28 protein-coding genes are annotated in these 22,482 nt (G+C 53.4%); 14 read left to right on the forward strand and 14 right to left on the reverse strand.

Annotation, left to right across the window (positions count from 1 at the left end; genetic code table 11):
• Nucleotides 1-3: 3 nt before the first annotated feature.
• The 3 genes from OGY35_RS06155 to rplU form a co-directional block, all read right to left on the reverse strand.
• Nucleotides 4-969: a DMT family transporter gene (locus OGY35_RS06155; protein WP_152406155.1), complete on the reverse strand. Its 966-nt coding sequence runs from the start codon at nucleotides 967-969 to the stop codon at nucleotides 4-6.
• A gap of 129 nt (nucleotides 970-1,098) precedes the next feature.
• Nucleotides 1,099-1,356 carry a 50S ribosomal protein L27 gene (gene rpmA / locus OGY35_RS06160; RefSeq protein WP_003861831.1) on the reverse strand — a complete coding sequence of 86 codons (258 nt, stop codon included), beginning with the start codon at nucleotides 1,354-1,356 and terminating at the stop codon, nucleotides 1,099-1,101.
• Nucleotides 1,357-1,375: 19 nt separating this feature from the next.
• A complete protein-coding gene (gene rplU / locus OGY35_RS06165; RefSeq protein ID WP_042325074.1) occupies nucleotides 1,376-1,687 on the reverse strand; it encodes a 50S ribosomal protein L21 in 312 nt (103 codons plus the stop codon).
• A gap of 257 nt (nucleotides 1,688-1,944) precedes the next feature.
• Between rplU and ispB the strand changes: the two genes are divergently transcribed.
• Both ispB and sfsB read left to right on the forward strand, forming a co-directional pair.
• Nucleotides 1,945-2,916, forward strand: coding sequence for an octaprenyl diphosphate synthase (ispB, locus tag OGY35_RS06170; protein ID WP_286631703.1), 972 nt, complete (start codon nucleotides 1,945-1,947; stop codon nucleotides 2,914-2,916).
• A 227-nt stretch (nucleotides 2,917-3,143) separates the two neighbouring features.
• Nucleotides 3,144-3,431, forward strand: coding sequence for a DNA-binding transcriptional regulator SfsB (gene sfsB / locus OGY35_RS06175; RefSeq protein WP_178823014.1), 288 nt, complete (start codon nucleotides 3,144-3,146; stop codon nucleotides 3,429-3,431).
• A gap of 54 nt (nucleotides 3,432-3,485) precedes the next feature.
• On the opposite strand, the gene murA is transcribed toward sfsB, so the two are convergent.
• The 7 genes from murA to mlaF form a co-directional block, all read right to left on the reverse strand.
• Nucleotides 3,486-4,745 carry a UDP-N-acetylglucosamine 1-carboxyvinyltransferase gene (gene murA, locus OGY35_RS06180; RefSeq protein ID WP_152406158.1) on the reverse strand — a complete coding sequence of 420 codons (1,260 nt, stop codon included), beginning with the start codon at nucleotides 4,743-4,745 and terminating at the stop codon, nucleotides 3,486-3,488.
• Nucleotides 4,746-4,797: 52 nt separating this feature from the next.
• Nucleotides 4,798-5,052 (reverse strand): BolA family iron metabolism protein IbaG, encoded by a 255-nt coding sequence (ibaG, locus tag OGY35_RS06185; RefSeq protein WP_042325065.1) that lies wholly within the window; start codon nucleotides 5,050-5,052, stop codon nucleotides 4,798-4,800.
• A 123-nt stretch (nucleotides 5,053-5,175) separates the two neighbouring features.
• The gene (gene mlaB / locus OGY35_RS06190) at nucleotides 5,176-5,472 is read right to left on the reverse strand and encodes a lipid asymmetry maintenance protein MlaB (RefSeq protein ID WP_152406159.1); all 297 of its coding nucleotides are present in this window, start codon (nucleotides 5,470-5,472) and stop codon (nucleotides 5,176-5,178) included.
• Nucleotides 5,473-6,108, reverse strand: a complete 636-nt coding sequence (mlaC, locus tag OGY35_RS06195) for a phospholipid-binding protein MlaC (RefSeq protein ID WP_152406160.1) — start codon at nucleotides 6,106-6,108, stop codon at nucleotides 5,473-5,475. It abuts the gene before it with no gap.
• A gap of 18 nt (nucleotides 6,109-6,126) precedes the next feature.
• Nucleotides 6,127-6,684, reverse strand: coding sequence for an outer membrane lipid asymmetry maintenance protein MlaD (gene mlaD, locus OGY35_RS06200; RefSeq protein WP_152406161.1), 558 nt, complete (start codon nucleotides 6,682-6,684; stop codon nucleotides 6,127-6,129).
• A 4-nt stretch (nucleotides 6,685-6,688) separates the two neighbouring features.
• Nucleotides 6,689-7,471, reverse strand: a complete 783-nt coding sequence (mlaE, locus tag OGY35_RS06205) for a lipid asymmetry maintenance ABC transporter permease subunit MlaE (protein WP_042325057.1) — start codon at nucleotides 7,469-7,471, stop codon at nucleotides 6,689-6,691.
• A gap of 7 nt (nucleotides 7,472-7,478) precedes the next feature.
• Entirely contained in the window at nucleotides 7,479-8,291 is an 813-nt protein-coding gene (gene mlaF / locus OGY35_RS06210) for a phospholipid ABC transporter ATP-binding protein MlaF (protein WP_152406162.1), read from the reverse strand.
• A 208-nt stretch (nucleotides 8,292-8,499) separates the two neighbouring features.
• Here mlaF and OGY35_RS06215 point away from each other — a divergent pair, with 208 nt between their 5' ends.
• The 12 genes from OGY35_RS06215 to yrbL all read left to right on the forward strand — a co-directional run bounded on the left by OGY35_RS06215 (nucleotide 8,500) and on the right by yrbL (nucleotide 17,277).
• Nucleotides 8,500-9,477 (forward strand): calcium/sodium antiporter, encoded by a 978-nt coding sequence (locus OGY35_RS06215; RefSeq protein WP_286631704.1) that lies wholly within the window; start codon nucleotides 8,500-8,502, stop codon nucleotides 9,475-9,477.
• A 14-nt stretch (nucleotides 9,478-9,491) separates the two neighbouring features.
• The gene (kdsD, locus tag OGY35_RS06220; protein WP_042325051.1) at nucleotides 9,492-10,478 is read left to right on the forward strand and encodes an arabinose-5-phosphate isomerase KdsD; all 987 of its coding nucleotides are present in this window, start codon (nucleotides 9,492-9,494) and stop codon (nucleotides 10,476-10,478) included.
• A gap of 20 nt (nucleotides 10,479-10,498) precedes the next feature.
• Nucleotides 10,499-11,065 carry a 3-deoxy-manno-octulosonate-8-phosphatase KdsC gene (gene kdsC, locus OGY35_RS06225; RefSeq protein ID WP_046488128.1) on the forward strand — a complete coding sequence of 189 codons (567 nt, stop codon included), beginning with the start codon at nucleotides 10,499-10,501 and terminating at the stop codon, nucleotides 11,063-11,065.
• On the forward strand, nucleotides 11,062-11,637 hold the full coding sequence (gene lptC / locus OGY35_RS06230; RefSeq protein ID WP_178825901.1) for an LPS export ABC transporter periplasmic protein LptC: 576 nt from the start codon (nucleotides 11,062-11,064) through the stop codon (nucleotides 11,635-11,637). Before kdsC ends, lptC begins: the two co-directional genes overlap by 4 nt.
• Nucleotides 11,606-12,160: a lipopolysaccharide ABC transporter substrate-binding protein LptA gene (gene lptA, locus OGY35_RS06235; protein WP_042325045.1), complete on the forward strand. Its 555-nt coding sequence runs from the start codon at nucleotides 11,606-11,608 to the stop codon at nucleotides 12,158-12,160. Before lptC ends, lptA begins: the two co-directional genes overlap by 32 nt.
• A 6-nt stretch (nucleotides 12,161-12,166) precedes the next feature.
• Nucleotides 12,167-12,892 carry an LPS export ABC transporter ATP-binding protein gene (gene lptB, locus OGY35_RS06240; protein WP_042325043.1) on the forward strand — a complete coding sequence of 242 codons (726 nt, stop codon included), beginning with the start codon at nucleotides 12,167-12,169 and terminating at the stop codon, nucleotides 12,890-12,892.
• Between the two features lie 47 nt (nucleotides 12,893-12,939).
• Nucleotides 12,940-14,373 (forward strand): RNA polymerase factor sigma-54, encoded by a 1,434-nt coding sequence (gene rpoN, locus OGY35_RS06245; protein WP_286631705.1) that lies wholly within the window; start codon nucleotides 12,940-12,942, stop codon nucleotides 14,371-14,373.
• 22 nt (nucleotides 14,374-14,395) lie between these two features.
• Complete coding sequence (gene hpf / locus OGY35_RS06250) at nucleotides 14,396-14,683, forward strand: ribosome hibernation promoting factor (RefSeq protein ID WP_003025078.1); 288 nt, start codon at nucleotides 14,396-14,398, stop codon at nucleotides 14,681-14,683.
• 115 nt (nucleotides 14,684-14,798) lie between these two features.
• Nucleotides 14,799-15,290 carry a PTS IIA-like nitrogen regulatory protein PtsN gene (ptsN, locus tag OGY35_RS06255; protein ID WP_046488143.1) on the forward strand — a complete coding sequence of 164 codons (492 nt, stop codon included), beginning with the start codon at nucleotides 14,799-14,801 and terminating at the stop codon, nucleotides 15,288-15,290.
• A gap of 33 nt (nucleotides 15,291-15,323) precedes the next feature.
• Nucleotides 15,324-16,178 (forward strand): RNase adapter RapZ, encoded by an 855-nt coding sequence (gene rapZ / locus OGY35_RS06260; protein ID WP_012908509.1) that lies wholly within the window; start codon nucleotides 15,324-15,326, stop codon nucleotides 16,176-16,178.
• The gene (gene npr / locus OGY35_RS06265; RefSeq protein ID WP_152406165.1) at nucleotides 16,175-16,447 is read left to right on the forward strand and encodes a PTS phosphocarrier protein NPr; all 273 of its coding nucleotides are present in this window, start codon (nucleotides 16,175-16,177) and stop codon (nucleotides 16,445-16,447) included. Before rapZ ends, npr begins: the two co-directional genes overlap by 4 nt.
• A 197-nt stretch (nucleotides 16,448-16,644) precedes the next feature.
• Nucleotides 16,645-17,277: a PhoP regulatory network protein YrbL gene (yrbL, locus tag OGY35_RS06270; protein WP_178825897.1), complete on the forward strand. Its 633-nt coding sequence runs from the start codon at nucleotides 16,645-16,647 to the stop codon at nucleotides 17,275-17,277.
• A gap of 7 nt (nucleotides 17,278-17,284) precedes the next feature.
• On the opposite strand, the gene mtgA is transcribed toward yrbL, so the two are convergent.
• The 4 genes from mtgA to mnmL all read right to left on the reverse strand — a co-directional run bounded on the left by mtgA (nucleotide 17,285) and on the right by mnmL (nucleotide 22,242).
• Nucleotides 17,285-18,004 carry a monofunctional biosynthetic peptidoglycan transglycosylase gene (gene mtgA / locus OGY35_RS06275; protein ID WP_178825895.1) on the reverse strand — a complete coding sequence of 240 codons (720 nt, stop codon included), beginning with the start codon at nucleotides 18,002-18,004 and terminating at the stop codon, nucleotides 17,285-17,287.
• Entirely contained in the window at nucleotides 18,001-18,654 is a 654-nt protein-coding gene (gene elbB, locus OGY35_RS06280; protein WP_152406168.1) for an isoprenoid biosynthesis glyoxalase ElbB, read from the reverse strand. Before elbB ends, mtgA begins: the two co-directional genes overlap by 4 nt.
• Before the next feature lie 228 nt (nucleotides 18,655-18,882).
• Nucleotides 18,883-21,219 (reverse strand): aerobic respiration two-component sensor histidine kinase ArcB, encoded by a 2,337-nt coding sequence (arcB, locus tag OGY35_RS06285; protein ID WP_178825893.1) that lies wholly within the window; start codon nucleotides 21,217-21,219, stop codon nucleotides 18,883-18,885.
• 93 nt (nucleotides 21,220-21,312) lie between these two features.
• Nucleotides 21,313-22,242 carry a tRNA modification radical SAM protein MnmL/YtqA gene (gene mnmL / locus OGY35_RS06290; RefSeq protein WP_286631707.1) on the reverse strand — a complete coding sequence of 310 codons (930 nt, stop codon included), beginning with the start codon at nucleotides 22,240-22,242 and terminating at the stop codon, nucleotides 21,313-21,315.
• Nucleotides 22,243-22,482 lie beyond the last annotated feature (240 nt).

The raw sequence follows: 22,482 nt of genomic DNA on the forward strand, positions 1-22,482 counted from the left end.
AAATCATTCGCCTGAGCGGGGCTGCGATACCACCGATTCATGCTTACGTAATCCGCCCCAAATACGATGACCAATGGCGGAGTACATCGCGCCCGCAACCACGACAAACGCACCGAGATAACCTAGAAGGTTTAACATCGGTCTGGCGAAGAAATCGGGCCAGGCCATAGATAAAAGATCTGAAAATAACAGCGTAAACAGCGGGGTGAGCGTGATTAATGCGCTCACCTGAGCTGCCTGCCAACGCGCCATCGCTTCCGCCAGGGCGCCATATCCTACCAGCGTATTCAGCCCACAAAAAATCAAACAGGCAAGCTGCCAGTCACTGAGCTGGGCTATTACGCCGGGCTTTGCCAGCGGCAACAGCGCTATCGTACATAAAGTGTACAGTAAAAACAGGATCTGCGGTGATGCCAGACGCCGCAATAACACCTTTTGCGCGACGCCATAACTGACCCAGACCATGGCCGCACCGACGCCAAAAATAACACCCCAGGTGTAATCGGTCAGTTTGGTAAAAATTTCTATCAGACTGGTGTTGAAGAACATCACCAGCCCGCTTAACAGCATTATCGCGCCAACAATCTGCGTACCGCGCATCTTCTCTTTAAGGATAAATACGCTCGCGACCATCATACCCACTGGCGACAGTTGACCAATCACCTGCGAAGCCGTCGGGCTTAAATACTGCAGGGAAGAGCTGAACAGGATGAAGTTCCCAAAGAGTCCAGCGGTGGCAATCGCCAACAGGATCAGCCAGCGCGACTTGCGAAAAATTCGCAGCGGCGGAAGCCTGCGCTTCGCGGTCAGAATCGCCCCGAGGCCAACGCTCGCGATTAAAAAACGGTAAAACACGATGGTAGAGGGTTCCATCACCTCCAGCACCTGCTTCATAGCAATTGGCAAAGCCCCCCAACACACTGCGGTTGTGAGCGCCAAAAGAATACCAATGCCAGCCTGCTGCTTCATGCCCGTTTTCCCTGCAAGGGCTCGTTATCCGGTACAAAGCGGTTTCACGAGCATATTTACCGGTCGTCGAATGTAAAAAGCCCCGCAACAGGGTGCGGGGCTTTTATCCGTTACCGGACCACGAAAAACTTACTCAGCAACGATGCTGATGTATTTACGGTTGTTCGGGCCTTTAACTTCAAATTTCACTTTACCGTCTGCTTTAGCAAACAGAGTGTGGTCACGACCGCAACCTACGTTGGTGCCAGCGTGGAACTTGGTGCCACGTTGACGAACGATGATGCTACCCGCCAGAACGGATTCGCCACCGAAACGCTTAACGCCCAGGCGTTTAGCTTCTGAATCGCGACCGTTACGAGTTGAGCCGCCAGCCTTTTTATGTGCCATTTAAATCTCTCCTCAGGTCTTAGGCGCTGATGCCAGTAATTTTCACATCAGTGAACCACTGACGATGGCCCTGCTGCTTACGATAGTGTTTACGACGACGAAACTTAACGATTTTAACTTTCTCGCCACGACCGTGAGCAACAACTTCAGCTTTGATTACGCCGCCATCAACGAAAGGAACGCCGATTTTGACTTCTTCACCGTTTGCGATCATCAGAACTTCAGCGAATTCGATAGATTCGCCAGTTGCGATGTCCAGCTTTTCCAGGCGAACGGTCTGACCTTCGCTTACTCGGTGTTGTTTACCACCACTTTGGAAAACCGCGTACATAAAAAACTCCGCTTCCGCGCACACCTTTCAATGATTCAGAGTGCGCTATAAATATTCACAATAGGGCGCGAATATTACGCAAAACGTGAGCCTTTGACAAGTGCTACAGTCAATACATGAAGAAAAAAAACACAACGTGTATGGTAACGTTTATCTGCGGCGTTTTTTCAGTACAATCAGCATATATTTCTAACCCTAAACCCTAAGTTACCTTGCCACATGATGAGGTAAACGGGGCGAAAAGCCCGGCTTTTGCGATGAATTTAGAAAAAATCAATGAGTTAACCGCGCAAGATATGGCGGGTGTCAATGCGACAATCCTTGAACAGCTTAATTCCGACGTCCAACTGATCAATCAGTTAGGCTATTACATTGTGAGCGGTGGCGGTAAACGTATTCGCCCGATGATTGCCGTACTCGCGGCGCGCGCCGTTGGCTATCAGGGACACGCCCATGTCACGATCGCGGCATTGATCGAATTTATCCACACCGCCACCCTGCTTCATGACGATGTGGTGGATGAATCCGATATGCGTCGGGGCAAAGCCACAGCGAACGCTGCATTTGGCAATGCTGCCAGCGTGCTGGTTGGCGATTTTATCTATACCCGAGCTTTCCAGATGATGACCAGCCTCGGCTCACTGAAGGTGCTGGAAGTGATGTCTGAAGCCGTGAACGTCATTGCTGAAGGTGAAGTCCTGCAGTTAATGAACGTTAACGACCCGGACATTACGGAAGAAAGCTATATGCGCGTGATCTACAGTAAGACAGCGCGACTGTTTGAAGCGGCGGCGCAGTGTTCCGGTCTCCTCGCAGGCTGTAGCGAAGCCGAGGAAAAAGGGTTGCAGGACTATGGTCGCTATCTGGGAACGGCTTTCCAGTTGATTGACGATCTGCTGGACTACAACGCCGATGGCGAACAACTCGGTAAAAATGTCGGTGATGACCTGAACGAAGGCAAACCTACGCTACCGCTGCTGCATGCGATGCGTAACGGCACGCCAGAGCAGGCGCAAATGATTCGCCACGCCATTGAACAAGGAAATGGCCGACACCTTCTGGAGCCGGTACTGGACGCGATGAACGCCTGTGGTTCACTGGAATGGACACGCCAGCGCGCAGAAGAAGAGGCTGACAAAGCCATCGCCGCACTGAAGGTACTTCCTGATTCCCAATGGCGCGAGGCGTTGATCGGTCTGGCGCATATTGCCGTACAGCGTGATCGCTAATGACGACGCAATCATCCCGCCACATCGCGCGGGATGATTCACATAAGTTCCAATAAAACCCGCGCAATCTCACTTCTCTATTGCAACTCACGCAATAAATCTTAATAAATTCTGAATATTTAAACTCTTTACATGAACATATTAGAACATCAATTCTCTGAGCGTATAGTGTCTTTTGCAAATTGATTGTGCAAATCAACGATGAATGACCATGAGCGAGGGGATAAATGGAGAGCAAACTCATTGACTGGCATCCGGCAGATATCATTGCTGGATTACGTAAAAAAGGGACCTCAATGGCTGCCGAATCGCGCAGGCATGGATTAAGTTCCTCCACGCTGGCAAACGCCTTAACCCGACCGTGGCCGAAAGGCGAGCTGATCATAGCGAAAGCGCTCGGAACGGAGCCCTGGGTTATCTGGCCGTCACGCTACCATGATGCCAGAACACACGAATTCATCGACAGGACGCGTCTGATGCGGGCGGCGCGCCGGGATAAGTCAGATGTAAAGTAACTCGCTAAACAGTAGCCCCGGCGCAGCGCATCGGGGCTACTCAATGACACACAATTATTCGGCTTTCACGCGCTCGATGTTAGCGCCCAGCGCACGCAGTTTATCTTCGATGCGCTCATAACCGCGATCGATATGATAAATACGATCAACGACCGTCGTCCCTTCCGCAATACATCCCGCCAGCACCAGACTGGCAGAAGCACGCAGATCCGTCGCCATCACCTGCGCGCCGGAGAGCTTATCGACACCGTGACAAATCACAGTATTGCTTTCAATTTCCGCATGGGCACCCATACGGCTCAGCTCAGGCACGTGCATAAAGCGGTTTTCAAACACGGTTTCCGTGATGAAGCCAGTCCCTTCCGCCACCAGATTCAACAGCGTGAACTGGGCCTGCATGTCCGTCGGGAATGCCGGATGTGGAGCGGTGCGCACGTTGACCGCTTTCGGACGTTTGCCGTGCATATCGAGGCTAATCCAGTCTTCACCCACTTCGATATCCGCACCGGCATCGCGCAGTTTCGCCAGTACCGCATCCAGCGTATCCGGCTGCGCGTTACGGCAGATAATTTTGCCACGAGAAATCGCCGCAGCCACCAGGAACGTCCCGGTTTCGATACGGTCTGGCAATACGCGATAAACACCGCCACCCAGGCGTTCTACGCCTTCGATGGTGATACGATCGGTCCCCTGACCGGTAATTTTCGCCCCCAGCGCAATCAGGAAGTTGGCGGTGTCGACAATTTCCGGTTCACGGGCGGCGTTTTCAATGATGGTGGTGCCTTCCGCCAGCGTCGCGGCGCACATGATTGTCACCGTTGCGCCAACGCTGACTTTATCCATGACGATATGCGCGCCCTTCAGACGACCATCAACAGAAGCTTTCACATAGCCTTCTTCCAGCGTGATCGTCGCGCCCAGTTGCTCCAGACCGGTAATATGCAGATCAACCGGACGTGCGCCAATAGTGCAACCGCCAGGCAGTGAAACCTGACCCTGACCAAAACGGGCGACCAACGGCCCCAGCGCCCAAATCGATGCGCGCATGGTTTTCACCAGATCATACGGTGCGCAGAAGACATTAACGTCGCGGGCGTCGATGTGCACGGAGCCATTGCGTTCCACTTTCGCACCGAGCTGGCTCAGCAGCTTCATCGAGGTATCAACGTCCTTCAGTTTCGGGACGTTCTGGATCTCTACCGGCTCTTCCGCCAGCAACGCCGCAAAAAGGATCGGCAGAGCGGCGTTTTTCGCGCCAGAAATTGTGACTTCGCCCTGGAGCCGGGTTGGCCCCTGTACACGAAATTTATCCATGATGTTGTTCTCAGTTAAAATTCATCGTCGTTACCGGTGCTTCACCCGTAACTCAAAAACCGTTTAGTTTACGATCGCGCGCCCACTCTGCTGGGGTATACGCTTTGATCGACAGGGCATGAATGCGGTTGTCCGCAATGTATTCCATCAGCGGCGCATAAACCGACTGCTGTTTCTTCACCCGGCTCATGCCGTCAAACATCTCACCCACGGCAATAACCTGAAAGTGACTGCCATCGCCAGAGACGTGGACTTCCTGGAGGGAGAGTGCGTTCATCAGCACGCTCTGAATTTCATTATTTTCCATGGGCTCTTCATTCGTCAGATTGTGAAAACAGCCCAACATCTTAGAGCAAAGTTGCGCTGTCATAAATAAGCAAAAAGCCTCGCGGGTAAATCCAGCGAGGCTATAGATAATAACGTACTGATATCACTGACGCGGGAGCACGTCAGCAGGTAAGTTATAGAGTTCCGCCAGGGTGAAGACTTTGTCGTTCACCCCCGTCAGAGACACGTTGTTGCCCTGCTTTTTCGCCAGACTGATGAGATGGACCAGCAGCGCCAGTCCCCCCGTATCCACTCGGGAAATCTGGCTGAGATCGATGCAGGTCACGCCGGTCATCGCCTCAACGCGCGCATCCCACAAGGGATTCAGCACGTCCTGGTCCAGCTCTCCCACGAGCGCCAGCCTGTCACCGTCACGCATCCAACTGAGTGACTGAGTCATTTACTTCTTCTCTTCCAGAGTGATTTTTTGCTGCGCAATAGATTTCAACTGCGCCGTCAGTCCATCGATCCCTTTAGTACGCAGCAGATCGCTCCACTCGTTCTGTTTGGTGGTGATCATGCTGACGCCTTCGGCGATCATGTCATAGGCCTGCCAGTGACCCGTCTGGGTATTTTTACGCCACTGGAAGTCCAGACGTACCGGAGGACGACCGTTTGGATCGAGAATCGTCACGCGAATAGGAACGATGGTCGCATCACCCAACGGTTGTTCCGGGGCAATCTGATACGTCTGACCGTGATACATTGCCAGCGCCTGGCCGTAGGCCTGTTTCAGGTATTCGCGAAACGCGGCGAAATAGGCATCACGCTGAGCCGGAGTCGCCTCTTTGTAATAACGACCCAGCACCAGCGCGCCGGCGTATTTCACCTGGACATACGGCAGCAGTTCCTGGTCAACCACATCGCGCAGATAGTCCGGATTCGAACGGATTTTCGGCTGTTCGTTTTTCAGGCGGTCGAAGGTTTTCTGCGCCGCTTCATCCATCAACTTGTAAGGGTTGGTCTGATCGGCTGCAATGGCGGTGCTCAGCGGTGCAATCACCAGTAGAGCCACCATCATTAAACGTTTAATCATAATTCGATTCTCCTGAGATTAATTCGTTGTGCCCGCAGGCCCAGTGGCTTCATTATGACCTTCGGTCGGCGCCGATGCATCGCCAGAATTCTTATTGTCATCGCCTTTACTGTTGCTGTTGTAAAGGAACTGACCAATCATATCTTCCAGCACCATCGCGGATTTAGTGTCCTGGATCGTGCCGCCATCCTTGAGGATAGACGTTCCGAGCTCAGGATCTTCAAAACCAACGTTCAGCGCCAGGTACTGTTCCCCCAGCAGACCGGACGTCCGGATGCTCAGTGAACTGGTATCAGGGATGTTGTTATAGCGCTCTTCGATGTCCAGCGTCACACGGGGTAAATAGGTCTTCGGGTCTAAGGAAATATCCGCCACGCGGCCGACCACCACGCCACCGATGCGCACCGGCGAACGCACTTTCAGACCGCCGATATTATCGAATGTCGCGTAAATCGTGTAGGTCGGTTCTGTGCGCATAGAGGTCACGTTGGCCGCCTTCAGGCAGACAAACAGCGCGGCCAGCAATGCGGCTAACAAAAAGATCCCCACCCAAATTTCATTTTTTTTCGTTTGCATGAACTCAATTCCCAAACATCAATGCGGTCAGTACAAAGTCCAGACCCAGAACGGCCAGCGACGAGTGCACAACGGTGCGTGTGGTTGCCCGGCTAATGCCTGCCGAGGTCGGAATCGCATCATACCCATTGAACAATGCAATCCAGGTTACCGTAATGGCGAACACCACGCTTTTAATCAAACAGTTGACCAGATCCAGACGCCAGTCGACGGCATTCTGCATCGCAGACCAGAAGAAACCGGCGTCAATCCCCTTCCAGCTTACGCCGACCAGAGAACCGCCCCAGATCCCTACGGCCACAAACAAAATCGTCAGCAGCGGCAGCGAAATCACGCCCGCCCAGAAACGCGGGGAGATCACCCGACGCAGTGGGTCGACGGCCATCATTTCCATACTGGAAAGCTGCTCCGTGGCGCGCATCAGGCCAATTTCAGCGGTCAGAGCGGAACCCGCACGACCGGCAAACAGCAGCGCGGCGACGACCGGACCGAGTTCACGTAGCAGCGACAGCGCCACTAACATCCCCAGACTGGTTTCCGCACTATAGGTGGTGAGTACCAGATAGCCCTGCAACCCCAGCACCATGCCGATAAACACGCCAGAAACAATAATGATCAGCATCGACAAGACGCCCACATTATAAAGCTGGCGCACCAGCAGCGGCGCATGTTTACGAAATTCCGGTTTGCCGACCAGCGCATTGAACAACATTAACCCAGCGCGCCCGAACGTTCTGAGGGTTTTAATCCCCTTATGTCCCAGCGTCGCCAGTGCATTTAACAGCATGAGTGGCTTAACTCCCTGTTCCGAGTAAATCAGAGTGATAATCGCCCGCAGGATAGCGAAACGGGACCGGCCCGTCTGCAATGCCATCCAGGAACTGACGTACGCGCGGGTCGTCATTCTCTTGCAGCGCTTGCGCGCTGCCGTGGGCCACAATCTTTTTGTCCGCCATAATATAGGCGTGATCGGCAATGCTCAGAACCTCCGGCACATCGTGAGAGACCACGACGCAGGTCACGCCCAGCGCATTGTTTAATTCTGAAATCAGTTTGACCAGCACGCCCATGGTGATCGGATCCTGACCGACAAACGGTTCATCAAACATGATGAGATCCGGTTCCAGCGCAATGGCGCGCGCTAACGCCGCCCGACGGGCCATCCCTCCGGACAGTTCTGAAGGCATCAGTTTTGCCGCACCGCGCAGACCGACGGCTTCCAGTTTCATCATCACCGTGCTTTTCAATAACGACGGGGGAAGCGTGGTATGTTCGCGTAACGGATATGCCACGTTATCAAACACGTTCATGTCAGTGAACAGCGCCCCTGACTGAAACAGCATACTCATCCGTTTGCGTACCGTGTAGAGGCGCGAGCGAGACATTTCAGGGATGTTCTCACCATCAAACAGGATCTCTCCCTTATCTGGCAGAATTTGTCCGCCGATCAGGCGCAGCAGCGTCGTTTTACCGATCCCCGATGGCCCCATGATCGCGGTGATCTTGCCACGCGGTACGGTCAGAGAGATGTTATCGAAAATGCAGCGATCGCCGCGCGTAAAGCTGACATCGCGCATGTCGACTAAATTCGCCACAGACTGACCCATTGATTCATCCTTCGTGTTGCTTGTTGATCTCAGCATGGCGTGGAATTTAGCCATGAACCCAACATATTTACAGAATATTACCCGCGCTGGTTAGCGAAAGCTGGCATTTGTTTTACTTTTTAGCTGCATAAAGTCAAAATTAAGACTTCGTAACGGTTTCCAGACAATCCCGGTGGACCGGCGAGTATACCTGAAGAAAGGACTTTAGATGCTTTTAGCAACGGCGCTGTTAATTATTGGTTTATTATTGGTCGTCTACGGCGCCGACCGCCTGGTTTTTTCCGCGTCAATCCTATGCCGAACCTTCGGGATCCCGCCGCTGATCATTGGTATGACGGTAGTCAGTATAGGCACATCTCTGCCTGAAATTATTGTTTCTGTCGCCGCCTCCCTGCACGGGCAGGTAGATTTAGCCGTTGGCACCGCGCTCGGATCCAACATAACCAACATTTTGTTGATCCTCGGACTTGCCGCGCTGATCCACCCTTTTACCGTGCATTCCGATATTCTACGTCGCGAATTACCGCTAATGTTACTGGTTAGCGTCGTAGCCGGATCCGTACTGTATGACGGACAACTCAGCCGCACCGATGGTATCTTTCTTTTACTATTAGCCGTGTTATGGCTGTTGTTCATTGTTAAAATCGCCCGTCTCGCTGAGCGTCAGGGCAATGACAGTCTCACGCGGGAGCAGGTTGCTGAATTGCCGCGCGAAGGCGGGCTGCCGGTGGCGTTTTTATGGCTGGGCATTGCGCTGATTATCATGCCAATGGCCACCCGAATGGTGGTGGATAACGCCACCGTGATTGCCAATTACTTCGCGATGAGCGAACTGACGATTGGCCTGACAGTAATCGCGATCGGCACCAGCCTGCCTGAACTGGCAACCGCCATCGCGGGCGTGCGCAAAGGTGAGAACGATATCGCGGTGGGCAATATTATCGGCGCGAACATTTTTAACCTCACCATTGTCCTCGGCCTCCCCGCCCTGATTACGCCGGGTGAGGTGAACCCGTTGGCGTTCAGCCGTGACTACAGCGTGATGCTGCTGGTGAGCATCATCTTTGCATTACTTTGCTGGCGGCGTCCCCGCCAGTCCGGTCGCGGCGCGGGCGTGCTGTTGACCGGCGGTTTTATCGTATGGCTGGCGATGTTGTATTGGCTGTCGCCGCTTCTCGTTGGATAACTGGAAACAGACATATGTCGCACTTAGCGTTACAACCGGGTTTTGACTTTCAGCAAGCCGGCAAAGAGGTTCTGGCGATTGAACGTGAAGGCCTGGCGGAACTCGATCAGTACATCAACCAGGATTTCACTCTCGCCTGTGAAAAAATGTTCAATTGCACCGGCAAAGTGGTGGTGATGGGCATGGGGAAATCGGGGCATATTGGCCGCAAAATGGCCGCGACCTTTGCCAGCACCGGTACCTCTTCATTCTTCGTCCATCCGGGTGAAGCCGCCCACGGCGATCTGGGGATGGTGACCTCGCAGGATGTGGTGATTGCCATCTCCAACTCTGGAGAATCCAGCGAGATCGCGGCCCTGATTCCGGTCCTTAAGCGACTGCAGGTTCAGCTTATCTGCATCACCGGTCGACCAGAAAGCAGCATGGCACGTGCTGCGGATGTCCATCTGTGTGTTAAAGTACCGCAAGAAGCCTGCCCGCTTGGACTGGCACCAACGAGCAGCACCACCGCCACGTTAGTGATGGGCGATGCCCTGGCGGTGGCGTTATTAAAGGCGCGCGGCTTTACCGCAGAGGATTTTGCCTTGTCGCATCCGGGCGGTGCGCTGGGGCGTAAACTGCTGCTGCGCGTTAACGATATTATGCATACGGGCGATGAGATCCCGCATGTCACCAAAGATGCCAGTCTGCGCGACGCGCTGCTGGAAATCACCCGCAAGAACCTCGGGATGACCGTGATTTGCGATGATGCGATGAAGATCGACGGTATCTTCACCGACGGTGATTTACGTCGCGTCTTTGATATGGGTGTTGACGTACGCCAACTCGGTATTGCCGACGTGATGACGCCAGGGGGCATTCGCGTGCGTCCAGGAATTCTGGCGGTCGATGCCCTGAACTTAATGCAGTCCCGCCATATCACCTCCGTGATGGTTGCCGATGGCGACCAGTTACTCGGTGTGTTACATATGCATGATCTCCTGCGTGCAGGCGTTGTGTAGAAATTCAAGGATAAAGAGAAATGAGCAAAGCAGGTGCGTCGCTTGCGACCTGTTATGGACCCGTCAGCGCGGACGTCATCGCCAAAGCAGAGAATATCCGTCTGCTGATTCTTGATGTCGATGGCGTACTGTCGGATGGCCTGATTTATATGGGCAACAACGGTGAAGAACTGAAAGCTTTCAACGTCCGTGACGGTTACGGGATTCGTTGTGCGCTGACGTCTGATATCGACGTCGCCATCATTACCGGACGAAAAGCTAAACTAGTAGAAGATCGGTGTGCCACACTGGGGATCACGCATCTGTATCAGGGGCAGTCGGACAAGCTGGTCGCCTTTCACAGTCTGCTGGCAAAACTGGCGATTGCGCCGGAAAACGTGGCCTACGTCGGGGATGATCTGATCGACTGGCCAGTGATGGAAAAAATTGGCCTGAGCATTGCCGTTGCGGATGCGCATCCGTTACTGCTTCCGCGCGCGGATTACGTCACCAAAATCGCGGGCGGACGCGGCGCGGTACGCGAAGTCTGTGATTTACTATTACTGGCGCAGGGTAAGCTTGATGAGGCCAAAGGGCAATCGATATGAGTAAAGCCAGACGTTGGGTTATCATTCTACTGTCGTTGGCCGTGCTGGTGCTGATTGGTATTAACCTGGCCGATAAAGACGACACGGCTCAGGTGGTGGTGAATACGAGCGATCCGACCTACAAGAGCGAGCACACGGACACCGTTGTCTACAGTCCGGAAGGCGCACTGAGCTATCGTTTGATCGCCCAACATGTTGAATATTATTCCGATCAGGCCGTTTCGTGGTTCACGCAACCCGTGTTAACGACGTTTGATAAGGACAAGATCCCGACGTGGTCAATCAAGGCTGATAAAGCCAGGCTGACCGAGGATCGAATGCTGTATCTTTATGGTCACGTTGAAGTCAACGCGCTGGTGCCTGACGCTCAACTTCGCAGAATTACCACCGATAACGCGCAGATCAATCTGGTGACGCAGGATGTTACCTCTGAAGACCTTGTCACGTTATACGGAACTACATTTAACTCCAGCGGACTGAAAATGCGCGGCAACTTACGCAGCAAGAACGCCGAGCTGATTGAAAAGGTTAGAACCTCCTATGAAATTCAAAACAAACAAACTCAGCCTTAATCTTGTGCTTGCCAGCTCACTTCTGGCCGCCAGTATTCCGGCGTTCGCCGTCACCGGTGATACCGAACAGCCGATCCACATTGAATCGGACCAGCAGTCTCTGGATATGCAGGGCAACGTCGTGACCTTCACCGGCAATGTCATTGTGACCCAGGGCACCATCAAAATTAACGCCGATAAAGTGGTCGTTACCCGTCCTGGCGGTGAAGAGGGCAAAGAGGTCATTGACGGCTTCGGCAACCCGGCCACCTTCTATCAAATGCAGGACAACGGTAAGCCGGTAAAAGGCCATGCGTCGAAAATGCATTATGAGCTGGCGAAAGATTTTGTCGTGCTCACCGGCAATGCGTACCTGGAACAGCTCGACAGCAACATCACCGGGGACAAAATTACTTATCTGGTGAAAGAGCAGAAAATGCAGGCCTTCAGTGAGAAAGGCAAGCGTGTGACCACTGTTCTGGTTCCGTCGCAGTTGCAGGACAAAAACAAAAACCAGGCCCCGGCTCAGAAGAAGAGTAACTAATTCGCTATGGCAACATTAACTGCAAAGAATCTGGCGAAGGCCTATAAAGGCCGCCGCGTCGTGGAAGATGTCAGCCTGACCGTCAACTCGGGCGAGATTGTCGGTCTGCTTGGGCCAAACGGTGCGGGTAAAACCACCACCTTTTACATGGTCGTCGGTATTGTGCCGCGCGATGCCGGTAACATCATCATTGATGATGAAGACATCAGCCTGCTGCCGCTACACGCCCGCGCACGCCGCGGGATTGGCTATCTGCCGCAGGAAGCCTCGATTTTCCGCCGTCTGAGTGTGTTCGACAACCTGATGGCAGTACTGCAAATTCGTGACGATCTCTCTAGCGAACAGCGTGAAGACCGTGCGAACGAGCTGATGGAAGAGTTTCACATTGAGCATCTGCGCGACAACATGGGTCAGTCGCTCTCCGGGGGGGAACGTCGCCGTGTGGAAATCGCCCGCGCGCTGGCCGCCAATCCAAAATTTATCCTGCTGGATGAACCATTTGCCGGCGTTGACCCCATCTCCGTTATCGATATCAAACGCATTATTGAGCATCTGCGTGACAGCGGCCTCGGCGTGTTGATTACCGACCATAACGTCCGCGAAACGCTGGCCGTGTGTGAGCGGGCCTATATCGTGAGCCAGGGACACCTGATTGCGCACGGTACGCCGACAGAAATCCTGCAGGACGAACACGTTAAGCGCGTATACCTTGGGGAAGACTTCAGACTCTGATAGGGTAGAAGTTTGTGACGTCATAGCGGGAGAAGACGACTCTGAACATGAAGCAAGGTTTGCAACTCAGGCTGAGCCAACAACTGGCGATGACGCCGCAACTACAACAGGCGATTCGTCTGTTGCAGTTGTCCACGCTGGAACTGCAGCAGGAACTCCAGCAGGCGCTGGAAAGTAATCCGCTGCTGGAGCAAACCGATCTTCACGACGAAGTTGATACCCGCGAAACTCAGGACAGTGAATCGCTGGATACCGCCGACGCCCTCGAACAAAAAGAGATGCCGGAAGAGTTACCGCTCGACGCCAGCTGGGATGAAATCTATACCGCCGGGACGCCATCGGGCACCAGCGGTGACTACATCGACGATGAACTGCCCGTTTACCAGGGAGAAACCACACAGACCCTGCAGGATTATCTGATGTGGCAGGTAGAACTTACCCCGTTCTCCGATACCGACCGCGCGATCGCCACCTCGATTGTTGATGCCGTTGACGACACTGGCTATCTCACCGTTTCGCTGGACGATATCCTCGAAAGCATGGGCAATGAAGAGGTGGGTCTTGACGAGGTTGAAGCCGTTCTCAAACGTATTCAGCGGTTTGATCCTGTTGGCGTGGCGGCAAAAGATCTGCGCGATTGTCTGCTGATCCAGCTCTCACAGTTCGACAAAGCGACGCCTTTCCTTGAAGAAGCCCGGCAGATCATCAGCGATCATCTCGATCTGCTGGCGAACCACGACTTCCGCACCCTGATGCGCGTCACGCGCCTCAAAGAAGAGGTGCTCAAAGAGGCGGTCAATCTGATTCAGTCGCTCGATCCCCGCCCCGGTCAGTCGATCCAGACCGGTGAGCCAGAATACGTGATCCCGGATGTACTGGTGCGTAAGCATAACGGTCACTGGACGGTCGAGCTCAACGGCGACAGCGTTCCCCGCCTACAGATTAATCAGCACTACGCCGCAATGTGCAGCGGTGGACGCAATGACGCCGACAGCCAGTACATCCGCAGCAATTTGCAGGACGCAAAGTGGTTGATTAAGAGTCTGGAGAGCCGCAACGATACCCTGCTGCGCGTCAGTCGCTGCATCGTTGAACAGCAGCAAGCCTTCTTTGAGCAAGGCGAAGAGTTTATGAAACCGATGGTGCTGGCGGATATCGCCCAGGCCGTTGAGATGCACGAGTCGACCATTTCTCGTGTGACCACGCAGAAGTATCTGCACAGTCCACGCGGCATTTTTGAACTGAAGTATTTTTTCTCCAGCCATGTGAATACCGAGGGGGGTGGCGAAGCTTCCTCCACGGCGATCCGCGCACTGGTGAAGAAGTTGATTGCGGCGGAAAACCCCGCGAAGCCCCTGAGCGACAGCAAGCTAACATCGATATTGTCGGAACAAGGTATCATGGTGGCGCGCCGCACCGTTGCGAAGTACCGAGAGTCTTTATCCATTCCGCCGTCAAACCAGCGCAAACAACTGGTTTGACCCAACCGATAAGGAAGACACTATGCAGCTCAACATCACTGGAAACAACGTCGAGATAACAGAAGCCCTGCGTGACTTTGTGAATACCAAGTTCGCCAAACTCGAACAGTATTTCGACAGGATCAATCAGGTCTATATTGTGTTGAAAGTGGAGAAAGTCACCCACATCTCGGATGCAACACTGCATGTAAACGGTGGCGAAATTCACGCCAGCGCGGAAGGTCAGGATATGTACGCGGCCATTGATGGCCTGATTGATAAGCTGGCAAGACAGCTCACTAAACACAAAGATAAATTGAAACAACACTAATTGTCCGGGCAGTTAGCGGGTGCAGGACGGCCTGTTGTGCAGAACAACAGGCCATTTGTACAGTTAGCGCTCCGAACTTGTCCCGCCGTTGTGGGGCAGGTTCTTAGGTGAAATTATGATAAATAACGATACGTCTCTACAACTGAGCAGTGTACTTAACCAGGAATGTACGCGCAGTGCCGTTCACTGCCAGAGCAAAAAACGCGCGCTGGAAATCATCAGTGAACTGGCGGCAAAACAGCTCAGTTTACCGCCGCAGGTCGTTTTTGAAGCGATCCTGACGCGCGAAAAAATGGGCAGTACCGGCATCGGCAATGGGATCGCCATCCCGCACGGTAAGCTGGAAGAAGATACCCTGCGCGCCGTCGGCGTGTTTGTGCAACTGGAAACGCCAATCGCCTTCGACGCGATTGATAACCAACCCGTTGATCTGCTTTTTGCTCTGCTGGTGCCTGCGGATCAAACCAAAACGCATCTGCATACGTTATCACTGGTGGCTAAGCGCCTGGCGGATAAAACCATCTGCCGTCGGCTGCGCGCCGCACAAAGCGATGAAGAGTTGTATCAAATCATCACTGACACCGAAGGTGGTCAGGATGAAGCGTAACTCCCCTTTTGCCGTGGTGAGGAGAAACAGTACATGGTACTGATGATCGTCAGCGGTCGTTCAGGGTCAGGTAAATCTGTTGCCCTGCGCGCGCTGGAAGATATGGGCTTTTACTGCGTGGATAACCTCCCCGTGGTGCTGTTACCCGATCTGGCTCGTACGCTTGCCGAACGCCAGATTTCGGCAGCGGTCAGCATTGACGTACGCAATATGCCAGAGTCGCCAGAAATTTTTGAGCAGGCAATGAACAACCTGCCCGAGGCGTTCTCGCCGCAGCTGCTGTTTCTTGATGCCGATCGCAACACGTTGATTCGTCGCTATAGCGATACGCGTCGTCTGCACCCCCTCTCCAGCAAAAACCTGTCGCTGGAAAGCGCCATCGATCAGGAAAGCGACCTGCTGGAACCACTGCGTTCTCGCGCCGATCTGATTGTCGACACCTCAGAAATGTCGGTACATGAACTGGCAGAAATGCTGCGAACTCGCCTGTTGGGTAAACGCGAGCGTGAACTGACCATGGTGTTTGAGTCCTTCGGCTTTAAGCATGGGATCCCCATCGATGCCGATTACGTCTTCGACGTACGCTTCCTGCCGAACCCGCACTGGGACCCGAAACTGCGTCCGATGACCGGTCTCGACAAACCCGTTGCCGCCTTCCTCGACAGGCACACAGAAGTACACAATTTTATCTACCAGACTCGCAGCTATCTTGAGCTATGGTTACCCATGCTGGAGACCAACAACCGTAGCTATCTGACCGTTGCTATCGGTTGTACCGGCGGGAAACACCGTTCGGTGTATATTGCAGAACAGCTGGCAGACTACTTCCGCTCACGCGGTAAAAACGTACAGTCACGCCATCGCACGCTGGAAAAACGCAAAACATGACCGTGAAGCAAATTGTTGAAATTACGAATAAGCTGGGCATGCATGCCCGGCCAGCAATGAAGCTCTTTGAATTAATGCAGGGATTTGATGCGGAAGTCCTGCTACGAAATGATGAAGGCACGGAAGCGGAAGCCAACAGCGTCATCGCTTTGCTGATGCTGGACTCCGCCAAAGGCCGACAAATTGAGATCGAAGCCTCGGGTCCGCAAGAGGTCGAAGCGCTGGCCGCCGTCATCGCCCTTTTCAATTCGGGATTCGACGAAGACTAAGCTTTCACGTCCGACGGATAGCTTCACAGAAAACGCCACCCGGCGTTTTTTATTTTTTACCCCCTTAACTGTACAATTCGTGCGCTTTTTCACTTAAGGATTATCTTAAGAAAACCTTAAGACAAGTCGTTTAGGTTTCATTTAACTTGAGTGTTCATACTGGATTATTGTCAGTAAATATTTCCAGGATATCACTCATGATTCGTTTATCAGCAGAGACTCCCCTGGGCACCGGACGACATCGTAAGTGCTATGCGCATCCGGATGATGCTCAGCGTTGTATTAAGATTGTTTACAACAGTGGCCAGGGCGGCGACAAAGAGACACAGCGCGAGCTGAAGTACTACGCGCACCTCTCTCGCTACCTGAAAGACTGGAGCGGTATCCCGCGCTATTACGGCACGGTAGAGACCGACTGCGGAACGGGTTATGTTTACGATGTGATTGCCGATTACGACGGCAAGCCGTCCATCACTCTCACCGAATTTGCCCGCCAATGTCGTTACGAAGACGACTTTGTCGTGCTACGTCAACTGCTGAAGAAGCTAAAACGCTACCTGCGTGACAACCATATCGTTACCATGACGCTGAAACCGCAGAACGTTCTCTGTCACCGTATCAGCGAATCGGAAGTGGTGCCGGTGGTTTGCGATAACATTGGCGAAGGAACGTTGATCCCGCTGGCGACCTGGTCAAAATGGTTCTGCCGTCGTAAGCAGGAAAGATTGTGGCAGCGTTTTATCGCCCAACCGGTCCTGGCCGTCGCGCTGGAAAAAGATGCCCAACCGAAAGAACGCGGCGGATTGTCGCTCTCTTCGCGCGAGGCTTAATGCCGATTTAATGCAGGTGATGACGGGTCATAAATGACTCCCCGCCCAACTGCCGCATTTGACGCAGTATCCACGCCTGACGGCTACGCACATAGCCTGAGGGCGCAGCGGCCTTAAAGCGCAGAGGATTGGGCAACACAGCAGCAAGCAGCGCCGCTTCTGACTGGGTTAATCGGCTGGCCGGTTTGCCAAAATAGCGCTGCGCCGCGGCTTCCACGCCAAATACGCCATCACCAAATTCCGCGATATTCAGGTAAACGGTGAGGATCCGCTTCTTACTCCAGACGGTCTCAACGCCGACCGTAAGCCCGGCCTCAAGTCCTTTGCGTAGCCAACTGCGCCCATCCCAGAGAAAGAGATTCTTAACGGTCTGCTGTGACAACGTCGAGGCACCGCGAATGCGGTTTTCATTACGTTCGTTATGTGACAGCGCCTTCTCGATGGCGGCGACGTCAAAGCCCCAGTGGTCCGGGAAGGTCTGGTCTTCTGCGGCAATCACCGCGAGTCCCATCCACGGTGAGATCTCATCCATGCTCACCCAGTCGGAATGGGCAACATAGCCAAAATCGCCCTGTAGCCAGGCGCCTATCTGCCGCTCGACCATCACCGCCGAAAAGGGAACGGGGACTATGCTGAACAACGCAATGCCACCTCCCCAGAACACAGCAAGGACGATCGCGACACGCCACATCACCCGCCGCAGAAAGGCGAAAACCCCTTTTTTCATTCCGCCAGAACCAGCACGCGTGATACCAGTTTTTCGATACCCATTGCCGCCTGAGCGATATCCTGCGCCAGCATATAGGCAGGCGTAGTGACGATTTTATTGTCTTCATCAACGACGATATCGTCGACCGGGCACGGCACATGCTCCGCCCCCATCTCTTCCAGCACTTCTGCCGTATCAATATCGGTCCCGATAGTCAAACGCAGCGGGAAGTCGAAGATTTTCGGCAGCATTGCCGGGGCGATGCACATAAAACCCAGCGGCTTACCAGACTGGTGCATCGCCAACGCGAGCCCGGCTAAATCCGGATCAACCCGGCATTCGCTGCCCTGACTGGCGAAGTTGCTCAAATTTTTAGCCGCGCCGAAACCACCGGGAACAATCAGCGCATCCAGGTCCGTCGAGACGGCCTGAGAAAGCGGACGAATATTGCCACGCGTAATACGAGCCGCTTCAATCAGCACATTGCGGGTTTCCGCCATCGGTTCGCCCGTCAGATGATTAATGACATCAACCTGCGCTTTGTCGGGCGCGAAGCAGACGGCCTGCGCACCGCTGCGGGCAATAGCCAGCAACGTCAGTACGGCTTCATGAATTTCAGCACCGTCATACACACCGCATCCACTAAGAACTACGCCAATTTTTTTCATTCAAATGTCCTTTTCACCACTTTCTGCAGCACATTAATAATTGTGATTAAAATGCTACGCTTCACACATTTAACTGATTCATGTAACAAAGCATTTAAGATTTGCTATCTTAACTGCGTGCGGCCCGAATTTAAGCGCTGCGCCTTTTAAATCACAATTATAACTTACGGCGCAGCCACGATTTCCCTGGTGTTGGCGCAGTATTCGCGCACCCCGGTCAAGCCGGGGTCATTTTTTTCCAGCGTTTGCCACCCAGGCTTTTAACACCGCAACGTCGTGTTGCCACTCCTGCTTCATCTCTTCAATCCATTCGCCCACGTTATCTTCCCATGCAGGAAGATCGGGTGACTGGATCTGCTGCCCCAGTTGTTGCAGATGACGAAGGCCAACAGAACCAGCAGCCCCTTTAATTTTGTGCCCTTCTTCAACCACACCTTTCTTATCACGCGCGGTCAGATTGGATTCCAGAACGCTTAAATAGCCTGGCATCATCTTCTCGAAGACTGCCAGCCCATCGGTAATCAGTTTCGGCCCCACCAGCTCTATGTACTGTTCCAGCATCGGAATATCTAATAGCGCTTGCGATTTACTGCTCTCTTCAGATTTCACCGTGCACTCCTCTTCGTCTTGGGTATCCCAGTACTTCTTAATCATGGCGGTTAACGCCGGTACCGATAGCGGCTTGCTCAGCACGTCATCCATACCCGCATCCAGATACTCTTTTTTATCTTTCAGGACGTTCGCCGTAAGCGCCACCAGTGGCGGCAGATCTTCACGCGTATAGCGCTGGGTTAGTTCGCGCGAAATATCGAGGCCGGTCATATCCGGCAACTGAATATCCAGCAACACCAGGTCATACTCACCCGGCGTGAACATCTCCAGCGCCGCTTTCCCGGTCATGGCGACATCCACGCTGTTGCCGAGTTTTTCCAGCACCGAGCGTGCCACAATGACGTTCAGTTCGATATCTTCCACCAGCAGGACGTTCAATGCCGGCAGCGGCAAATCATCATCCTCAAATGCATCTTCAACTTCTTCCGCCACCGCAGGCGCATTGACGGTCAAGGTAAAGATCGAGCCTTTGCCTGGCTGACTTACCACGGTGATGTCCCCGCCCATGTTTTTCGCCAGACGTCGCGAGACCGCCAGACCGATGCCCGTACCGGTCGCCGGTTTTCCGCCGTGGCTGTCTTTCACCTGATAATACATGGCGAAGATTTTATCCTGCTCATCCTGCGGAATGCCGATGCCGGAGTCTTCCACTTCAAAGTGCAGAATGCTGCCTGCGTCGTAACGGACGCGCACGGTCACCTGACCCTGCTGGGTAAATTTCACTGCGTTGCTGATAAGGTTCCACAGGATCTGCCGCAGACGCGTTCCGTCGGTCACGACTTTATGCGGCAGCGGCAAGGTCGGGTCGAGCACAAAACGCAATCCTTTCTGCTGCACCTGCAGGCCAGAGAGGTTCTCCAGATCGGCCAGGAAGCTGGTGAAATCCACCGGCTGGTTATCCAGTTGAACTTTGCGCCGCTCCATCTTATCCATATCAATGATATCGTTGAAGATATTCCCCAACGTCACGGCGGAGACATGGATAGTTTTCAGGTATTTTTCCTGCTCGGTCGTCAGTTCAGTATCCAGCAGAATACGGCTCAGGCCGACAATTCCGTTCAGCGGCGTACGCAGTTCGTGACTGATGGTGGAAATAAAGGTCGTTTTATCGCGACTGGCGCGTTCAAGTGCATCCTGATAGCGCTTGCGCTCGGTAATATCACGACCAAATCCCATCAGGCCATGACGTTTACCCACGCGATCATAATAAGGTACTTTGCGGATTTCAAAACAGGCTTTGCGCCCGTCCGGATAATCGAGCCATTGCTCATAGGTCAGCGACACATTATGGCGGAAGACTTTTTCGTCAGTCTCAATGACCTTTTCGGCCGCTTCCGGCGAGTACACATCGGCAGGCTTTAAATGCACCAGTTGCTTTTCGCTTTTGCCGGTAAGCAATTCCATCGCCCGGTTACAGCCGGAAAACTCTTTATCTTCATTGCGATAAAAAACCAGATCTGGCGAGGCATCCAGAAAGGAACGTAAGAAAGAGGATTGCTGTTCAAGCTGAATCTGCGCCTCTTCGCGCTCTTTGATCTCAACTTTGAGCTGTTCAAACGTTGACTGGCGTTCCGCCTCCGCCTTTTCGCGGTCGGCAATCTCCTGATTCAACTGCGAAATATTATCTTTCAGTTGGACGTTAAGCTTGAGGTCGCGTTCGCGCATCTCTTCCAGCTTTTGCACCAGTCGGGATAACCGCTGACGGGACTCCTCCAGTTGCTCCACCACCACTGACAAAAAATAGACCGCCCAGGGGGTGATTAACAAACCAAAGAAAATGGAGCGAATGACATCGATCTGTTCGACCCGACCATGCAGCACCATGGTGACCGCCATCTGCACCACAATTGCCAGCACAACGAGCGCTAACGCCAGCAACAGCGAAAAGCGCACCAGACCCAATTTCATCATCAGGTCCACATAGTACTGCGCCAGCATACGAATTTGCTTCATCAGGGATTTCCTTTACGACAACCTGGCACAATAATACTCAATTCTGCGCAAGACGTTAGAGAATGTGCAAGAAATCCGTAGGCCCGTCATAGTTCAGACGTCAGGCGAAACCCATGGCCGCCCAAGCGCAGAACCCTGTACGCCATGAGTATTCAAATAACGATCCAGTTCGACCATCCCGGTCCAGCGGTTTTCACACCACAGCGGTGCCAGCAGCGTGGGGCGGCGTGCGCTGGCAGAAATACGATGATAAATCACCCCCGGCGGCGTATGGCGGATCATCTCGCCTGCGGTTTGCGTGTAGTCCGCCAGTTCAATCCCGTTCAGACGCCCCGCCTCCCATGCTCTGGCCATAATGCTGCCCTTCACGATGTGCAGCGGGTGCAGTTTGATGCCATCCACTCCCGTCTCCACCACCCGCTCAAGTGTTTGCAGGCATTCCGCCTGCCCTTCTCCCGGCAGGCCGACAATAAGATGCGAACAGACTTTCAGTCCGCGCTCACGCGCAAGGCGGGTCGTGCGCTGATAGCAGGCAAAATCGTGCCCGCGATTGATACGATGCAGGGTTTTGTCATGCGCGGTTTGCAATCCCAGCTCCAGCCACACTTCATAACCCTGATCTTTATATTCGCAGAGCAGATCGAGAACCGCCGCCGGTACGCAGTCGGGACGCGTCCCCACGCACAAGCCAACAATACTGGCCTGGCTAACTGCCTGCTGATACATCGAACGCAACACCTGCACTTCAGCAAAGGTACTGGTGTAGGCCTGGAAGTAGGCCAGATAACGTTTCGCCCGATTAACCCGATGCGCCTGGTGCGCGAGCTGTTCCGCGATCGAATGATGCTGCTGCGCTTCATCCGCAAAAGAAGCAACATTACAGAAGGTGCAGCCGCCGCGTCCGATGGTGCCATCGCGATTTGGGCAGCTAAATCCACCGTGGAGCGTCAGTTTATGAACCTTTTGTCCATAACGACGAGAAAGATCCCCACCAAACATATTGACTAATTTCTGTAACTGCATAATCTGATAGACCGCGCCTTGAAAAGAGGCCAAAGCCTGCCATTTTTAGCCCTTGTCGGCGATGACCTGGATCAATCGCCCCGGCAGGCTTTTATCAATTGCATATCCAGTCAAAATAAACGATATTTCATTCACAACCCAGCCAATTACTTTTCCTTATCTCCGGCCATTTTTTTTATCTTCTGACGTCGATTGCGCAAAAACAGTGACATAAAACGTCCTATCGCAACAAACCAGCAT

The sequence above is a fragment of the Citrobacter sp. Ct235 genome (assembly GCF_030332305.1).
GTDB classification, from domain to species: domain Bacteria; phylum Pseudomonadota; class Gammaproteobacteria; order Enterobacterales; family Enterobacteriaceae; genus Citrobacter_A; species Citrobacter_A telavivensis.